The organism is Accumulibacter sp. (assembly GCF_023806625.1).
GTDB lineage: Bacteria > Pseudomonadota > Gammaproteobacteria > Burkholderiales > Rhodocyclaceae > Accumulibacter.
On the sequence record NZ_JAMTDX010000011.1, the window covers coordinates 98,713 to 116,100 of the forward strand.

The window sequence follows — 17,388 nt, forward strand, 5'->3', positions numbered from 1 at the left end:
GAGCGGGCATCACCGCGGATCGGTGGCGCAGCCGCTTCATTCACCAGGCATGAGCCGCCGTGCTTGCGCGGCGGCGTTGTTCTCATGACCCCCAGCACGCGGGGTCAGCGTTTGTTCAATCCTTCCCAGAGAAAGTACAGCCATGACTCAACGTCCCTTCAAGGTCCTCGGAATCCAGCAGATCGCCATCGGCGGGCCGGACAAGATGAAGCTCCGCCAACTGTGGGTCGACATGCTCGGACTCGAGATCACCGGCAACTTCGTCAGCGAACGAGAGAACGTCGATGAAGACATCGTCGCAATGGGCAAGGGCCCTTTCAAGGTCGAGGTCGACCTGATGCAGCCCGTCGATCCCGACAAGAAGCCTGCCGTCCACGCGACGCCGCTGAATCACATCGGCGTGTGGATCGACGACTTGCCGAAGGCGGTCGAATGGCTGACCGCCAACGGGGTGCGTTTTGCACCCGGCGGAATCCGCAAGGGGGCGGCCGGCTTCGACATCACCTTCCTCCATCCGAAGGCGAGCAGCGAGTTTCCCATTGCTGGCGAGGGGGTGCTGATCGAACTCGTCCAGGCCCCCCCGGAAGTCATTGAGGCCTTCAGCCGGCTGACCTGACACCCCCCGGCACGCGTCTCCCGTCGGTCGCGCCGGGGGGAGACGGTCACCCGGTCAGCGAAGCGCACCTCCGCTGCGCGCGGCATACTGCACGTTTCGTGCAGGTGGTGTTTCTTTTCTGCAGAAAAATCGACGATAATTGCCGGCCCGGTCAATTCCGGCGCAAGGAGGAGAGGAACAATACCAGATCCGGGGTCCGCTCGCCGACAGTTGATCTTCGCTCACCGGCCAGATGCGCCTTCCCGGGCGAAGGGCACAGGACGATCGCCCCGGGCGGGTTCTGGCGACGCCTGGGCTCCCCGCCAGGCGCGGCGAACCCGGCGACCGGACGACTGCGAGTTTGCCGTGTCGACGAGGCTTGTTCTTGTCCAGTCAGCTTTCAGCAAGACCAAGGAGGCATCCATGAGTGAAGTCAAAGGCGTGCGCGAAGACGTCGTCCCAGAGAACAAGCCGGACGCCGGCGGAAAAGAGACGGCTGTCTCGAGCAAGGCCGCCGAGCCAGCCAGTCCGGAAGGCGAGAAGCCCACGGCACGGGCCGAAGGTGACGAGGGCCGACAAAAGGCTGCTGGCAAGAAGAACACGGCCACGGCCAAGGCCCAGAAGACTGACAAGCCGAAAGCGAACGGGCAGACCGTAGCCGCGCCAGCGGAGCCACCGAACTACAGCGAAACGCCCGCCGCACCGCGCAAGCGGCGGCTGAAGACCAAGGAGTACGAGGATGCCCTGGCCAAGCTGCAGATCGAACTCGTCAAACTCCAGGAGTGGATCAAGTTCAAGAAGCTCAAGGTCGTCGTCCTCTTCGAAGGGCGCGACGCCGCAGGCAAGGGCGGATGCATCAAGCGGATCACCGAAAGCCTGAGCCCGAGGGTAACCCGGGTCGCCGCACTGCCGGCGCCGACCGACCGCGAACAGACCCAGTGGTACTTCCAGCGTTACGTCCAGCACCTGCCGGCTGGTGGAGAAATGGTCCTCTTCGACCGCAGCTGGTACAACCGCGCCGGCGTCGAGCGGGTCATGGGTTTCTGCACCGACGACGAATACCGCGAGTTCCTGCGCTCTTGTCCCGAATTCGAGCGCATGCTCGTGCGCAGCGGAGTCATCCTGATCAAGTACTGGTTCTCGGTGAGCAACGAAGAACAGGAGCGCCGCTTCCAGAAGCGCGTCTACCATCCGGCGAAGCACTGGAAGCTGAGCCCGATGGACCTCGAGTCACGCGCACGCTGGGTGGATTATTCGAAGGCCAAGGATGCGATGTTCGCCCACACCGACATCAAGCAGGCGCCGTGGTACGTGGTCAATGGCGACGACAAGGAGCGGGCGCGGCTCAACGTGATCACCCACCTGCTGAGCATGATCGACTACGAGGATCTCGCTCCGGAACCGATCATCCTGCCGCCACGCCAGAGCGAGCACGGCTACGTTCGGCCGCCGATCACTGACCAGACCTTCATTCCGGAGATCTATTAGGACCGCCAGCCAGGCCCCGCGGGCAGTGCGCGGGGCTTCACCGCGATCCCGGCAGCGGCGATCGGGGACGACGCGAGCGTAGCACCCAAAAAGTACCCCGCCATGGCGGGGTTGATCTTTCGGGTCACCGTCGGGGCGGCGACCATCTCTCACGCAGCAATGTTCGGAGCCATCGTCACTTGTAATAGCCGACTGCGCACACCTGATCGCCGACCTTGGTGACGAAGGCTACCTTGGCCACCGGGTCGGTCTGGCCCGGGCGCGGCCACATGTACATGACCTCGCTGATCGAACCCTCCTTGGCCGAGGCGTAGACCTCTTCGCCCAACGGTTTGCCTGCCTTGTCCTTGAGGTCCTTGAGGCTCTTGCCGACCAGCGTCGGGTGGGCAGTGAACAGCCCGTCAGGTCCACCGCAGTAGGGATACAGGTCACGATCCTTGAAGCCTCCTTCGCCCTTGGTGAACATCACCAGCGCCTTGGCCTTGTCGGCCTTGACGGCAGCGACTGCCTTTTCGAGCATGGCCTTGGCCTCTGCCGGAGTACCGTACTCAGCCGCCGCAACCGTGCCGGCGGAGCCCAGGATAGCGAGTGCTGAAACAAGCGCAACATGTCGTAGCATCGTAAGTCTCCTTTCAGGGTTAGTGCTCAGCAAATCCTTGCTGGCCTGTCGAAAGTGAGGAGAGACCCTCCCCGTCGCGCATGTTAACGCACAAAGACGGGCTGCGGTAGCCGATACACCAGCCGGCACGAAGACCGTTCCCCATGCCCGTGTCTCGAGAAGACGCGACCGGCCCCGCCGAGCCTCGGGTGCTGTCTCGCAAATGCGCTTGCTGTCACCCGCAGAAATGCGATTCCCCTCACCTGCCCATCGGCACGTCGATTTCGTGCAGACCTCCCCCCCGACCCCTCAAGGCATGTTCGAGACAGCGGACCAGCGCCCGAGCCCCGTCGTATCCGGAGCGTTCCGGCGGATCCTTCAGCGCCCTCCCGGCTAGAACAGTTGGCCGACCATCAAGGCTGCGAACACGCCGGAGAGCACATCGAGCGTCCAGTGGGCGCGTAGAACGATGACCACGACCACCTGGAAGACGGCAAGCAGGACGGCGAGCGCAGTCAGCATCGGCAGACCGAGGCCGGAGATCTGGACGGCACCATAGACGGCCAGCGCCGTATGCCCCGAAAAGAAGAAGTCGTTGCCTACCGCGTAGGTGACGAACAGCGAGGGAAAGCCTGGATCCCGCCAGATCATTCCCGGCGGCGCCGGCAGGGCCACGGCTGCCTGGCTCAACTGCCGAAGCAGGAACAAACACAGCAGGCCCCAGAACGGGGCGAAGCTCGGGCCGAGAATGGCGTAGCCGAGGACGAACAGTGTGACTGCGTCCACGCCCAGTGAACTGGCGACCAGCGCGGCGCGCGCAGCGCCAGGATTCCTGTGTAGCCAGGAATTGACCCCGGCAGTGAGCTGATGCAGCTGATCATGCATTTCGCGGCCATCGAGCGATCTCGCACCGATCAGTCGCTGGCTCGCGAACCAGGCGAGCAGGCCCGCGGTGACGGCCAGGAGCCGCAGGGCGACCGTCTGCCAGTCGGTCCACCCGAGGTCCACTCAGGTTGACTCCTGACCATCGACTGACGAAGCGCCGCCACGATCGAGATTCACGCGGCACGCGGGGATGCCTGCCCAAGTTTCGCCAGCCGGAATTCGTGTCCCGGGCAGGACGAAGGAACCCGCCAGGACCTTCGCGCCGTCACCGACCTCAGCGCCACCCATGATGATTGCCCGCAACCCGATCGTCGCCCCGACTCCGAGACGCACCGGGGCGATCACCAGGTAGCCTCCCTGCGCGTAATGGGCCATCACGCTCGCCGAACCGCCAATCGTCACCCCGTCGGCGATCTCGATCAGCGACGGGTCGGCAATCGCCGTCGAATTGATCGTCACGTTGCGCCCGATCTTCATGCCCATCAGCCGGTAATACATTTGCGCGAAGGGCGACGGGGTGACGAACTCGAGGAACGAATAGCGGACGACGAGGGTCAGCGTGCAATGGACGTACCAGCGCAGTGCGGTCAGCGACACTGCCGACCCGCGGTATGGTCGCAGCCTGCCACCCAGCAGGCCGTTGAGCGCCGGAGCGACGCACAACAGGGCCAGACCGTAGACGAAATAGCTCGCTGCGAGAGCCACACCGGCCAGCGGATAACGCCAGGACGACGAAACACCGGACAGCACCGGCAAGAACAACTGCTCGTGAACGAGGACGGCGGCACCGAGCGACAGGCCGGCTGCGGCAATCGCCAGCGCGATGAACGGCAGCGGGCCGACGAAAGCGAGAAATCTTTGCATGGCCACCCGAGGACAGAAAGGCTAGACGGATCCGCGCTGCCGGATACGAGCCGCGGGCTTCGCGGCGTGGGTCGCCGCCTCCGCAGGGCGACGAGGTTGTGAGCGAATCGTCGCCAGCAGACCGAGATGCCGGGCGCCAAGCAAGGGGCTGTCCCTTTCTGTCCCTCCTGGAGCGAGCGACGGGACATAGCGGATCGATGGACCGGGGCGAAGGCGGGGCTTCGTGCAACTTGCTGCGCGCCGCGGCAACCGGCTGGCCGTGCAAAGCCGGCCGCTGGGGAAGCGAGTCAGCGACGCCGCCGATTGGCCGCAGATCAGATTCATTGGCACCCCTCTGGCCACGCACTCAGGAACTCCCGCCAGTGCTGCTTGCCACTGCGCTCGATCTCCCCACGGACGAAGGCAAGTTCCTGATCGTGCTCGTCACGCGAGATCTCGCCCCGAAGCAGTCGAAAGCCGACTGAAACGAGGTAGGTGTTCAGCGCGTCGGTTTCGCAGTAGTCGCGAATTTCGGCGATTCGTCCCTGCTGCCAGGCCGTCCATACCTTGCTGCCGTCCATGCCGAGTTTGCCCGGGAGACCGCAAAGTCTGGCCAGCTCGTCGAGAGGGACGCTGGCCCTCGGCTGATAGAGTGCGAGCAGGTCCATCAGATCCAGATGGCGTGTGTGGTAACGGTTGATGTAGTTGTTCCATCTGAAATCGCGACTGTCAGGATAGTCGCCGTCACCGAGATCCCAGTACCGGGGCGCCTCGACGCGGTGCACCAGGCTGCGATAATGCAGGACCGGAAGGTCGAATCCGCCGCCATTCCACGAGACGATCTGCGGCGAGAACTTCTCGATACCGTCGAAGAAGCGCTGAATGATCTCGCCTTCGCCCTGCTCGGGCTCGGCCAGCGACCAGACCCGGAGGTCCTTGCCGTGACGCAGCACGCAGGCGATCACCACCACGCGCTGCAGATGCAACTGCAGGAAGTCGTTACCGGTCGTGGCCCGCCGCTGCTGGAAAGCGAGTTCGGCGACCTCGTCATCACAAAGTGTCGGGTCGAGGCCGTTCAGCTGGCGCAACCCCCCGATATCCGGGATCGTCTCGATGTCGAAGGCGAGGACTGGGGCCACGAACTACCCTCAGGCCGGGAAAACGCCGGTCGACAGGTAGCGGTCTCCCCGATCGCAGACGATGCTGACGATCGTCGAGTTTTCGACTTCCCTCGCCACTCTCAGGGCGACGATCACCGAGCCACCGGAGGATATCCCGGCGAAGATTCCCTCCTCTCGGGCGAGTCGGCGAGTCATCTCCTCGGCTTCTCCCTGGGCAACCGACTCGATTCGATCGACCCGCGTTCGGTCGAAGATACGCGGCAGATATGCCTCGGGCCACTTGCGGATTCCCGGTATCTGGGAACCTTCTTCGGGCTGGCAGCCGACGATGCAGATCGCCGTGTTCTTCTCCTTCAGGTAGCGCGACACGCCCATGATCGTACCGGTGGTGCCCATGCTGCTCACGAAGTGGGTGATCCTCCCGCCGGTCTGGCGCCACAGTTCCGGGCCGGTTCCCTCGTAGTGCGCGCGTGGATTGTCAGGGTTCGCGAACTGATCGAGGATGATCCCGCGTCCTTCCCGGCGCATGCCCTCGGCGACGTCGCGGGCCAGTTCCATGCCACCGTCGCGAGGAGTGAGGACCAGTTCGGCGCCGAACGCGCGCATCGTCTGCCGTCGCTCGACGCTCTGGTTTTCCGGCATCACCAGGATCATCCGGTAACCGCGCACGGCCGAAGCCATGGCCAGGGCGATGCCCGTGTTCCCCGAGGTCGCCTCGATCAGCGTATCGCCCGGCCTGATTTCGCCGCGTTCTTCGGCACGGCGGATCATCGACAGAGCCGGACGATCCTTGACCGAGCCCGCCGGGTTGTTCCCCTCGAGCTTCGCCAGAACGACGTTGCCACGGGCTGAATTCGCCTCACCGGGGATCCGCTTGAGGCGTACCAGTGGGGTTTCCCCGACGCAGCCCTCAATCGTCTCAGGCATGAGTGCTCAGCCAGCGCACGTAGTCCGGTACGGCTTCCTCGAGACTCAGAAACGGCGCCTCGTAGCCTGCCTTGCGCAAGCGCGTCAGGTCCGCCTCGGTGAAACTCTGGTACTTGCCCCTGAGGTCTGCCGGAAACGGCGTGTATTCGATGATCCCTTGCTGGACAAGCTGAGCAAGCGGCAGCGCCTCATCCCCGGCGAGCGCGCGGCAGGCATTGACGCTGGCGACCGCCAGTTCGTTGAAGCTCTGCGCACGCCCCGTACCGACGTTGAAGATGCCTGATTTCTCCGGGTGATCGAGGAAGAAAAGGTTGACTCGTGCGACGTCTTCGACGAAGACGAAGTCGCGTCTCTGTTCGCCATCGGCAAATCCGTCGCACGCAGCAAACAGGCGGACCTTCCCTTCGTTTGAATACTGATTGAAGTGGTGGAAAGCAACCGACGCCATTCGCCCCTTGTGCGATTCGCGCGGGCCGTACACGTTGAAATAGCGGAAGCCGACGACCTGCGAGTTGAAGGATCCGGCAACCGCGAGCTTCTGCCGGACGACCTGGTCGAAGAGGAACTTGGAGTATCCGTAAACGTTCAGCGGTGCCTCGTGCGCGCGCTCTTCCCGAAAGACGCGTCCACCGCCGTAGGTCGCTGCGCTCGACGCATAGAGCAGCGGCACTTCCTGATCGAGGCACCAGTCGAGAATCGCCAGCGAGTAGCGATAATTGTTGTCCATCATGAATCGACCATCACGCTCCGTGGTGTCCGAGCATGCGCCCTGATGGACGATCGCCTCGACGTCGCCGTCGAAGGCGCCGGCATCCAGGCGGTCGAGGAAGTCTTCCCGGTCGAGGTAATCGACGATCTCGCAATCGACCAGGTTACGGAACTTGTCGCCGCGCGTCAGGTGGTCGACGGCGATGATCCTCGTCACACCGCGATCATTCAGCGCCTTGACGATGTTCGATCCGATGAAGCCGGCCGCACCGGTGACAATTGTATACATACCCTATCCCTGCTCAACAGTTCCCTGCCCGATCGACGACACGGCTGGCCCTGGCCCAGCGGCCGTTGCGCTCAAAGTGCCCTGACCGCATCGGCCAGTTCGTCACGACTGACGATCGCCGTACCCAGTTTGCTGACCACAACGCCGGCCGCGACGTTGGCCACTCGCATTGCCTCCTGCCAACTGGCTCCCGCGGCCAGCATCACCCCAAGAGTGGCGATCGCCGTATCGCCAGCGCCAGAAACGTCAAACACCTCGCGCGCCACGGATCCTTCGTGAACCACTCCGTCCCTCCGGAACAGCGACATCCCCTCCTCACTACGGGTCACCAGCAGCGCCTCGATACCGAGTTGCTCGCGCAGAGCCTGCGCTTTGCTCGTCAGTTCACCTTCGTCGTGCCAGCGACCGACGACTTCGCGCAACTCGGCCCGATTCGGCGTGACCACGGTAGCCCCCGCGTACTTCGAAAAGTCGTCACCCTTCGGGTCGACGAGTACCGCCTTCCCGGCATCGCCTGCCAAGCGAATCATTTCCCCGACGTGCACCAGCCCGCCTTTGCCGTAGTCGGAGAGGACGACCACATCGCACTCAGCGAGACGCGCGGCGAACTCGGTCAGCTTCGCGCGCAGCACCTCGTGGGACGGACTCGTCTCGAAGTCGATGCGCAGCAACTGCTGGTGACGCGCGATCACGCGCAGCTTGACCGTCGTGCTGATCCCCACATCGACATGAAGGCTGGCCTTGACCCCGCTCTCTGCGAGCAACCGCCCAAGGTTGCGTCCCGCCTCGTCATCGCCAACGACGGACAGCAGGGTCACCTGAGCGCCCAGAGCAGCGGCGTTCCGCGCCACGTTCGCTGCCCCGCCCGGCCGCTCGTCCGAGCGTCCGATCCTGACGATCGGTACCGGCGCCTCAGGCGAGATCCGAGCGACGTCACCAAACCAATAGCGGTCGAGCATCACGTCGCCGGCGATCAGCAGCCTCACCGCCGACAGGTCAGCAATGCGCATTCTTGCCCGCTCGCCTGATCCAGGACAGATCAGTCAGTCGCGAACGTCTCGCCAGACTGGTTCCGCCGCTCGTCAATGCCGGAACTCCTACGGTGTCAGATCAAACTCTTCGGTGCGCTTTGGCGAGTACGTCTCCCAGCCGCCGCACGCTGGGCAACGCCAGTAGAACTGACGCGCCTTGAAGCCGCAATTATCGCACCGATACCGCGCCAGGCGACGCGTGTAGCCCTGGACGATGCCCTTGGCCAAGTCGAGATCCGGGCGGCTCTCGGGTGGGGCGACGAGGAGGCGCGCTTCCAGCAGCTTGTCGAAACCGAGCAGCGTCGGATTGCGCTTCAGCTCGTCGCGAACGAGGCGATACGCTGCTTCGGGTCCGTCGGCTTCGAGGACCAGTTGGAAAACCACGTCGAGCAGATCGAGTGAATGATAGTTCTCGAGATAGCCACGCAACAGCAACAGCCCCCGCTCGCGGCCGTCGAGCCTGCGGAAGGCGTCGAGCAGACGCTGGGCGACCAGCGCCAGATAAGGCGGATCCTGCTGCTCGATTCGCTGCCAGGCTTCGATCGCCTCGGCGGCCCTGTCCTGCTGGATGAGGATGTCTCCCTGCAGCAGGCTGGCCCTGACGCACTTGCGGTTGCGTTCGAGCGCCGTCTGCAGATGAGCGGCAGCCAGGTCGAGCCGGGCGCTGCGCATCTCGGCAGCGGCCAGCTCGCAATAATACTCGGCCACCTCGCGGTGCGAAGCGACATCGGGAAGCTCGGAGGCCAGCGCGATCGCCTTCGCCCACTCCTTCTCGAGCTGATAGATTTCGAGCAGGTTACGCTTTGCTTCCTCGGCGATCTCCGAGTCGCGCAGCTTGTCGAAGACATCTTCCGCCCGATCGAGCAGCCCGGCCTTCAGATAGTCCTGACCGAGTTCGGTCAGCGCCTGCAGTTTGAGTTCCGGATCGAGGCCCTCGCGCTCGATCAGATTCTGATGCATCCGGATCGCCCGTTCGGTTTCGCCTCGGCGGCGGAACAAGCCGCCCAGCGCGAAATGCAGTTCGATCGTCTCCGGATCGACCTTGACCGCCTCGACGAACGATTCGATCGCCCGGTCCGGCTGCTCGTTGAGCAGGAAGTTCAGACCCTGGAAGTACGATCGTGGCAGAGACCGGGACTCCTTGACCAGATGTCTGATGTCGATGCGGGCCGCCGCCCACCCGAGGCCAAAAAAAAGCGGGAAAAGCAGCAGCTGCCAGTATTCGAATTCGATCATGCCATCGTCTCCGCCGCTGGCCAAGATATTTCGCCCGGCTTGTCGACCAGACCGAGCGGGGGTGAATCGCTCTGCCATCCAGCGGACCGGAGCCCTTGCTCAGCCACTCGCGTTTGCCTTCGGCCCTGCACGACGCCTTCTCACAGACAGCACACCGTGTGACCGGCCCAAGGACGCCAGTGACTGGCACGACTCGGGCTGGCCAAGTGACGGGCGCTGGTGACCAGCCCGGGCGGACCTCTCGACTCTCGGCGCCGCTGGCTGCCCGAGAGCGCAGGAGGCGGCCACCACCAGCGCCGTCGCAGCGCATCGATCTCCCGAACGCGCGCCTAGGTCGCCTCGAGTGAAGCGTCCACGCGCTCGCGCAACTCCTTGCCGGCCTTGAAATGCGGCACCCATTTCTCGGGAACCTCGACCCTCTCCCCCGACTTCGGATTGCGTCCCACGCGTGGTGGCCGGTAATTCAGCGCGAAGCTGCCGAACCCGCGAATCTCGATGCGGTCACCCCTGCCCAGGGCCTCGGCCATCGCTTCGAGGATCATCTTCACGGACAATTCGGCGTCCTTGGCCACCAGCTGCGGAAAACGTCCGGCCAGTTCGGCGATGAGATCCGACTTCGTCATCCGCCAGCCTTAGGAATGGGGAGGGTTATGCAGCTTCGCCTTGAGCAGAGCGCCCAGATTCGTCGTGCCCGAGCTTGCGCTGCTGTCCGCCGAGAACTTCTGCATCGCTTCGTGCTGTTCGGCCTGCTCGCGCGCCCTGACCGACAGGCTGATCGAGCGGGTCTTGCGATCGATGTTGATGATCATCGCCTCGATCGTATCGCCCTCCTTGAGGACTTTCGTCAGATCGTCGATGCGCTCGCGTGCAACCTCCGACGCGCGCAGGTAGCCCTCGATGTCCCCGCTCAGCGTCACCACCGCGCCACGCAAGTCCACCGATTTGACCACACCGCGGACGATGCTGTTCTTGTCATGGGTGGCGATGTAGCTGGTATAAGGATCGCCGTCGAGCTGCTTGATACCCAGCGAGATTCGTTCCTTGTCGGTGTCGATGGCCAGGACGACCGCATCGACCTCATCGCCCTTCCGGAAGTTGCGGATCGCCTCTTCGCCGGGTGTCGACCACGAAAGGTCGGAGAGGTGCACGAGGCCGTCGATGCCACCCGGCAACCCGATGAACACGCCGAAGTCGGTGATCGACTTGATCGCCCCGCGGACGCGGTCGCCTTTCTTGTAGTTCATCGAGAACTCGTCCCACGGATTTGCGGCACACTGCTTCATGCCCAGCGAGATGCGTCGGCGGTCTTCGTCGATCTCCAGAATCATGACCTCGACTTCGTCGCCAAGCTGTACGACCTTCGACGGGTGGACGTTCTTGTTCGTCCAGTCCATTTCCGAGACATGGACCAGGCCCTCGATGCCCTGCTCGATTTCAACGAAGGCGCCGTAATCGGTAAGGTTGGTCACCCTGCCGAACAAGCGTGTCGTCGGCGGATAGCGGCGCGAAATGCCGATCCACGGATCCTCCCCGAGCTGCTTGAGCCCGAGTGAAACCCGGTTCTTTTCCTGATCGAACTTGAGGATCTTGGCCTGCACCTCGTCGCCAACCGAAAGCACCTCGGACGGATGGCGAACACGCCGCCAGGCCAAGTCGGTGATGTGCAGCAGACCGTCGATTCCACCCAGGTCAACGAAAGCACCGTAGTCGGTGATGTTCTTGACCACTCCCTTGACGACACTCCCTTCCTTGAGTGTCGCGAGCAGTGCATCGCGCTCTTCGCCTGCGGTCGCTTCGAGCACCGCACGACGCGAGACGACGACGTTGTTGCGCTTCCGGTCGAGCTTGATGACCTTGAACTCATAGGTCTTGCCTTCGTACGGAGACGTGTCCTTGACCGGGCGCAGGTCGACGAGCGATCCCGGCAGGAACGCACGAACGCCGTTGGTCATCACTGTCAGCCCACCCTTGACCTTGCCGGCAATCGTCCCGCTCACCAGACTGCCATCGTTGAGCGCCTGTTCGAGTGCATTCCAGGCAGCGACGCGCTTGGCGCGATCGCGCGACAGGCGCGTTTCGCCGAAGCCATTCTCGAGCTGTTCGATGGCGACCTGAACGAAGTCGCCGATCCTCACCTCGAGTTCGCCCCGATCGTTGAGGAACTCCTCGCTTTCGATATAGCTCTCGGACTTCAGACCAGCGTTGACGACGACGAAATTCTGGTCGATGCGCACCACTTCGGCCGTGATCACCTCTCCCGGACGCATCTCCTGACGTCCGAGGCTTTCTTCGAATAGTTCGGCAAAGTTTTCTTGCATGTTGGGATTGGCTGACATATTGAGTGAGTTAGCTGTCCGCACAACTGCGGAGCGAATTGATTGAACGACCACCAGCCGGCTGTACCAGCACCCCGGACGACGCCGCAGACCCGCGCAGCGACGAAGCCTCTCTGGAGTGCTGTTCAACCAGTCGAACATTGCCCCGGCTGGTGACACCCTGGCTCGCGACCAAAGCCGCCCTAGCCAATTTTCGGAGCCGTCTTGACCCAGTCCAGTACCTGTGCCACCGCCGTATCGATGGTCAGGTTCGTCGTGTCGAGCAATTCAGCATCCCGGCCCTGCTGCATCGGAGCGACGCTACGTTGGCTATCGCGCTCGTCGCGTGCGCTCAGATCCAGCAGAAGGTTTTCAATACTAGCAGCGATTCCTTTTCCCATCAACTGCTTATGTCGTCGCAGGGCGCGTACCTCGAGGCTCGCCGTAAGGAAGACCTTGAGGGCTGCGTCCGGGAAGACGACCGAGCCCATGTCGCGCCCGTCAGCAACCAGTCCAGGCCGCCTGCGGAAGGCACGCTGCCGAAAGAGCAGAGCCGTGCGCACCGCGGGAAGCGCCGCGACCCGCGAAGCGGCAGTTGAGATCTCTTCGCTGCGGATCGCGTCCGAGACGTCTTCACCTGAGAGACGGATCAACTCGCCGTTGAACTCGGCATCGAGACCCGCCGCGATCTCCGCCATGCGGCCCTCGTCGTCGAGCGAAGCGCCAGCCCGCCAGGCTGCCAGCGCAGTCAGCCGGTACAGCGAACCCGAGTCGAGATAGTGCCAGCCGAGCGCCCGGGCCACCCGCGCCGCGATCGTTCCTTTCCCCGACGCCGAACTGCCGTCGATGGCGATGACCGGAACGGGATCCCCGAGTTCGGCCAAGCGGGCGAAGAAGTCCGGAAATGTCTTGGCGACGACCTGCGGATCATTGATGCGCAGCGGCGTCCCGAGCGCCGCGAGGGAGAAGCTCATCGCCATGCGATGATCGTCGTAGGTGTCGATCGCCGCCGGGCTCAGACCACCTGGCGGAGGAACGATGCGCAGGAAGTCAGCCCCTTCGTCTACCAGCGCGCCGAGCTTGCGCAGCTCGCGGGCCATCGCCGCCAGCCGGTCGGTTTCCTTGACCCGCCAGCTGGCGATGTTGCGCAGCATGGTTGGCCCGTCGGCAAACAGCGCTGCGCTCGCCAGAGTCATCGCCGCGTCGGGGATATGATTGCAGTCGAGATCGATGCCGTGCAGCCGCACCCCCTCTTCCCGCACATCGGCCGGCGACCGGCTCTCGATCCAGTCCGCTCCACGGCTGACCCGTGCCCCCATCTGTTGCAGGGCATCGGCAAAGCGGACGTCGCCCTGGATCGAGTCGGACCCGACCCCGGTTACCCGCAGCGGCCCCCCACCGATCGCTCCGAGAGCCAGGAAGTACGAGGCGGACGATGCGTCTCCCTCGACATGCACCGTGCCCGGAGAGCGATAGACGCTTCCCGCCGGGACGCTGAAGGCACGCCAGCCATCGCGGACGACGGTAACGCCGAAGCGGGCCATCGTCGCCAGCGTGATCTCGACGTACGGCCTGGAAATCAGATCGCCCAGCACCTCGATCGTCGTTTCGACCCCGCGCAGAGGAAGAGCGATCAGCAACCCCGAGATGAACTGGCTCGACACGTCGCCGCGGAGTCGGACCCGGTTGGCCCGGGTCGCCTCCGGCGGAGAGATCGCCAGCGGCGGATAACCATCTCTGGCCAGATGGCGAACGCGCCCGCCGATCTGGCGCAACCCGTCGACCAGGTCGCCGATTGGTCGTTCGTGCATCCGGCTGACTCCCGAGAGCCGGTACTCGCCACCGGCGAGGGCGAGCACGGCGGTCAGCGGCCTGAACGCCGTCCCGGCATTGCCGAGAAACAGGTCGGCCTGGCTCACCGGGAAGCGGCCGCCGACGCCGTGGACCCGAAAGTCGGTCTCGCCGAACTGTTCGACACGGACGCCGAGTCGATCGAGCGCATCGAGCATCCTTCGCGTGTCGTCGGAAACCAGAAGGTCGTACAGCTCGGTAGCCCCGTCGGCCAGCGCCGCAAGCAGCAGCACACGATTGGAAATGCTCTTCGAACCGGGCAACTGGATCGTGCCGCGCGCGCGCAGCAGTTGCGGCAGATCGAGGTAGTCCGCGCTCACCCGCCGGCTCCCTTCTCCGCCCACTCCCGACGGGCGGTCCGGGCCGAGGCGAAGGTCGCCGCCAGTCTCTCGCCGTCACTGCGCACGAGCGCCTCGCGCAGGACATCGAGTTGTCCCCGGTAACGATCGAGTTCCTCGATCAGGGCGTCGCGGTTGGCGAGGCAGATATCGCGCCACATCTCGGGATGGCTCGCGGCAATCCGCGTGAAGTCACGAAAGCCGCTCGCTGCGAAGGCGAACAGCAGATCCCGGTTCTCGCGGCGAGCCAGGTCGTCGACCAGAGCAAACGACAGCAGGTGCGGCAGGTGACTCACCGCAGCAAACACCCCGTCGTGTTCGGCAGCCGTCATCTCGCTGACCCGGGCGCCGCAGCGCTCCCAGGCATCGCGGACCCGGGCGATGCTCGCCGCATCGGTCTCGGCCAGCGGCGTGAGGACCACCTGCTTGCGCCGATAGAGGTCCACCCGAGCGGCGAGCGCTCCACTGTTTTCGGCTCCGGCGATCGGATGCCCGGGAACGAAGCGGCCAAGACACCCGCCGAAGTGAGCACGGGCAGCCGCGACGACGTCCTGCTTGGTACTGCCAGCATCCGTGACCACCGTCTGCGGACCGAGAAACGGAACGACGCGCGCCAGGATTTCGGCAGTCTTGCCGACCGGCGTGGCAATCAGGACCAGATCGGCTGACGAAACCTCCTGGCCGACGTTGAACCCGGCGCGGTCGAGGATGCCGAGTTGCAGCGCCTGGTTCAGCGAGCCGAGGGTGCGCCCGAAGCCGACGACCTCGCCGACTTCGCCGGCCGCCTTCAGCGCGAGGGCAAAGGAACCGCCGATCAGCCCGACGCCGAAGACGACCAGTTTGCCGAGCATGGGCTTGCGGGTCATCCTGTCACCATCAGGGTCGGGCTCACAGCGAGCGCTCGAGCGCTCTCAGGAAGCGCTCGTTCTCGACTTCGGTGCCGATCGTCACGCGCAGCCACTCCGGCATCCCGTAGCCGGCGACCGGACGGACGATGACTCCCTGCCTGAGCAGTCGCTGGTTGACCTGTGCGGCGTCGGCGAGCCGAAAGGTCACGAAATTGCCGTGCGACGGAATGTGACTGCAGCCCAGATGCTTGAGTCCACCGACGATCTGCTCCATTCCGGCACGATTCAGCGCGTAGCTGGCAGCGACGAACTCATGATCGTCGAGTGCCGCCGCGGCCGCAACGAGAGCGAGGTTGTTGCAGTTGAACGGCTGGCGAACGCGATTCATCAGATCGGCGACTTCGGCCGAGGCCAGCGCATAGCCGATGCGCAGCCCGGCCAGGCCATGAATCTTGGAGAACGTGCGAGTGATCACCAGGTTTGGGAAGTCGGCGAGCCAGGCCGTCGTATCGACGCGTTCAGCCGGCTGGAGATACTCGTTGTATGCCTCGTCGAGTACGACCACGACATTCGCGGGAAGCGCCTCGAGCAAGCTCCTGAGTTGGGGATAGGACGCGAAGGTTCCGGTCGGGTTGTTCGGGTTGGCGATCCACACCAGGCGCGTGTCCGGCCTGATCGCTGCCCGCATCGCCGCGAGGTCGTGGGCGTAGTCGCGCGCGGGAACTTCGATCCCCTCAGCCCCGGCAGCGAGGGTCGCCAGAGGGTAGACGGCAAAGGCATGCTCGGCAAAGACCGCCGAACGTCCGGGAGCGAGGAACACGCGCGCGACGAGATCGAGCACGTCATTCGAACCATTGCCAAGGACGATCTGCTCGCTCGCCAGCCCCGTCCTCCCGGCCAGCGCCCGCTTGAGGTCGAAATCGTCGGGATAGCGCGCCAGCCCGTCGAGCGCCCCGGCCACCGCCACCCTCGCCTTGGGGCTCATGCCGAGCGGGTTCTCGTTGGAGGCGAGTTTGACGATCTGGTCGACAGCCAGACCCATCTCGCGCGCCAGCTGGCTGATCGGCTTGCCCGGAAGGTAGGGCGATATGGCGCGGACGTAGGGCAGTGACTGCTCGTGGAGTGTCATCCTTTATCCTCGAAAAGCGGTTCGCCTCACTCAGTAGACCGCAGCCGGGTACGAACCGAGGAGCTTCAGATAGGGAGCGCGCAGAGCGAGTTCAGCGAGCGCGCTGCGTACCGGTGGGTCTTCGCGATGGCCGTCGAGGTCCACGAAAAAGACGTACTCCCAGAGAGTGTGCCTCGCCGGGCGCGACTCCAGGCGGGTCATCGACACCCCAGCCTCGGAAAACGGCGCGAGCAACCCGCTCAGCGCGCCCGTCCGGTTCTGCGCCGACATGACCAGCGAAGTCTTGTCGCGACCCGAGGGACCGGCGTCGTGTCGGCCGAGAACGACGAAGCGTGTGGTGTTGTTCGGCTCGTCCTCGATGTTTCTGGCCAGCATCGGCAGCCGGTAGCGTTCCGCCGCAGCCTGGCCGGCGATCGCCGCCGACCCCGCCTCGCCTGCCGCGAGCTGAGCCGCCTGGGCGTTGCTTCCCACCGGAACACGCCTGACCAGCGGCAGCGAGCGATTCAGCCACTCGTGACATTGCGCCAGCGACTGCGCATGCGAGTAGACGGTGGCGACACGGCCGAGCTCGATCTCATTGGACAGCAGATGCTGATGGATGCGCAGCACGACCTCGCCGCAAATCTTCAGAGGCGTGCTCAGCAGCAGGTCAAGGGTCCGCCCGATGGCCCCTTCGGTCGAGTTCTCGATCGGTACGACCGCATAGTCGGCATGCGCCGCCTCGACCTCGCGGAATACGTCGTCGATCGAAGCCTGGGGCATCAGCCGGGCCGCGTGCCCGAAGTGCCTGGTTGCCGCGCTCTCGGAGAAAGTGCCGAGCGGACCGAGGAAGGCGATCCCCAATGGCTGCTCGAGCGAGAGGCAGGCGGACATCACCTCGCGGAAGAACCAGGTGACACTCTCGCTGCTCAACGGCCCCCGGTTGATCTCCCGAATGCGCTGCAGCACCTGTGCCTCACGCTCCGGGCGATAACTGAACCCCGCTTCGCCGTAACGGGCCTTGATCCGGCCGACCTCCTGGGCATGACGCGCGCGCTCATTGAGCAGTTCGAGCAACTGCCCGTCAACGCGGTCGATCTTCTGCCGAACGACCGCGAGTTCCTTCTGCAGATCGTCGCTCATCACCGAGCAAAAGCCCTGCGCGTCGGCCGCGCACAGCGGACCCGCGGCTGTACACTCGTTGCCG

The 17,388-nt window shown here is 64.4% G+C and carries 16 protein-coding genes; 2 read left to right on the plus strand and 14 right to left on the minus strand.

Translation table 11 applies throughout. The annotated features are described in order from the left end of the window. Nucleotides 1-142 precede the first annotated feature (142 nt). On the plus strand, nt 143-616 hold the full coding sequence (locus NFW05_RS03185) for a VOC family protein (protein ID WP_295302742.1): 474 nt from the start codon (nt 143-145) through the stop codon (nt 614-616). A gap of 402 nt (nt 617-1,018) precedes the next feature. Then, nucleotides 1,019-2,083 (plus strand): polyphosphate kinase 2, encoded by a 1,065-nt coding sequence (gene ppk2, locus NFW05_RS03190; RefSeq protein WP_296688194.1) that lies wholly within the window; start codon nt 1,019-1,021, stop codon nt 2,081-2,083. A 175-nt stretch (nt 2,084-2,258) separates the two neighbouring features. On the opposite strand, the gene NFW05_RS03195 is transcribed toward ppk2, so the two are convergent. From NFW05_RS03195 to pheA, 14 genes are all read right to left on the minus strand, one after another. After that, complete coding sequence (locus tag NFW05_RS03195) at nt 2,259-2,702, minus strand: cache domain-containing protein (protein WP_295302743.1); 444 nt, start codon at nt 2,700-2,702, stop codon at nt 2,259-2,261. A gap of 372 nt (nt 2,703-3,074) precedes the next feature. Next, nucleotides 3,075-3,689 (minus strand): phosphatase PAP2-related protein, encoded by a 615-nt coding sequence (locus NFW05_RS03200; RefSeq protein WP_295302745.1) that lies wholly within the window; start codon nt 3,687-3,689, stop codon nt 3,075-3,077. Then, nucleotides 3,690-4,430, minus strand: a complete 741-nt coding sequence (locus tag NFW05_RS03205) for a hypothetical protein (protein WP_295302747.1) — start codon at nt 4,428-4,430, stop codon at nt 3,690-3,692. A gap of 320 nt (nt 4,431-4,750) precedes the next feature. After that, the gene (locus NFW05_RS03210) at nt 4,751-5,548 is read right to left on the minus strand and encodes a 3'-5' exonuclease (protein ID WP_295302748.1); all 798 of its coding nucleotides are present in this window, start codon (nt 5,546-5,548) and stop codon (nt 4,751-4,753) included. A 9-nt stretch (nt 5,549-5,557) separates the two neighbouring features. Continuing rightward, complete coding sequence (gene cysM, locus NFW05_RS03215; RefSeq protein ID WP_295302749.1) at nt 5,558-6,457, minus strand: cysteine synthase CysM; 900 nt, start codon at nt 6,455-6,457, stop codon at nt 5,558-5,560. Next, on the minus strand, nt 6,450-7,454 hold the full coding sequence (rfaD, locus tag NFW05_RS03220) for an ADP-glyceromanno-heptose 6-epimerase (protein ID WP_295302751.1): 1,005 nt from the start codon (nt 7,452-7,454) through the stop codon (nt 6,450-6,452). The genes cysM and rfaD overlap by 8 nt, the downstream gene beginning before the upstream one ends. A 71-nt stretch (nt 7,455-7,525) precedes the next feature. Next, nucleotides 7,526-8,464: a D-glycero-beta-D-manno-heptose-7-phosphate kinase gene (gene rfaE1 / locus NFW05_RS03225; RefSeq protein ID WP_295302753.1), complete on the minus strand. Its 939-nt coding sequence runs from the start codon at nt 8,462-8,464 to the stop codon at nt 7,526-7,528. 87 nt (nt 8,465-8,551) lie between these two features. Beyond that, complete coding sequence (lapB, locus tag NFW05_RS03230) at nt 8,552-9,721, minus strand: lipopolysaccharide assembly protein LapB (RefSeq protein WP_295302754.1); 1,170 nt, start codon at nt 9,719-9,721, stop codon at nt 8,552-8,554. A gap of 329 nt (nt 9,722-10,050) precedes the next feature. Beyond that, nucleotides 10,051-10,344, minus strand: coding sequence for an integration host factor subunit beta (locus tag NFW05_RS03235; RefSeq protein WP_295302755.1), 294 nt, complete (start codon nt 10,342-10,344; stop codon nt 10,051-10,053). A 9-nt stretch (nt 10,345-10,353) separates the two neighbouring features. Next, complete coding sequence (rpsA, locus tag NFW05_RS03240) at nt 10,354-12,057, minus strand: 30S ribosomal protein S1 (RefSeq protein ID WP_295302757.1); 1,704 nt, start codon at nt 12,055-12,057, stop codon at nt 10,354-10,356. A 182-nt stretch (nt 12,058-12,239) separates the two neighbouring features. After that, nucleotides 12,240-14,207, minus strand: a complete 1,968-nt coding sequence (locus NFW05_RS03245; RefSeq protein ID WP_295302759.1) for a bifunctional 3-phosphoshikimate 1-carboxyvinyltransferase/cytidylate kinase — start codon at nt 14,205-14,207, stop codon at nt 12,240-12,242. Next, nucleotides 14,204-15,091, minus strand: coding sequence for a prephenate dehydrogenase/arogenate dehydrogenase family protein (locus NFW05_RS03250; protein WP_295302760.1), 888 nt, complete (start codon nt 15,089-15,091; stop codon nt 14,204-14,206). The genes NFW05_RS03245 and NFW05_RS03250 overlap by 4 nt, the downstream gene beginning before the upstream one ends. A 22-nt stretch (nt 15,092-15,113) precedes the next feature. Continuing rightward, nucleotides 15,114-16,202, minus strand: coding sequence for a histidinol-phosphate transaminase (hisC, locus tag NFW05_RS03255; protein ID WP_295302761.1), 1,089 nt, complete (start codon nt 16,200-16,202; stop codon nt 15,114-15,116). A 30-nt stretch (nt 16,203-16,232) separates the two neighbouring features. Further along, nucleotides 16,233-17,324, minus strand: coding sequence for a prephenate dehydratase (gene pheA, locus NFW05_RS03260; RefSeq protein ID WP_295302763.1), 1,092 nt, complete (start codon nt 17,322-17,324; stop codon nt 16,233-16,235). Nucleotides 17,325-17,388: the final 64 nt, after the last annotated feature.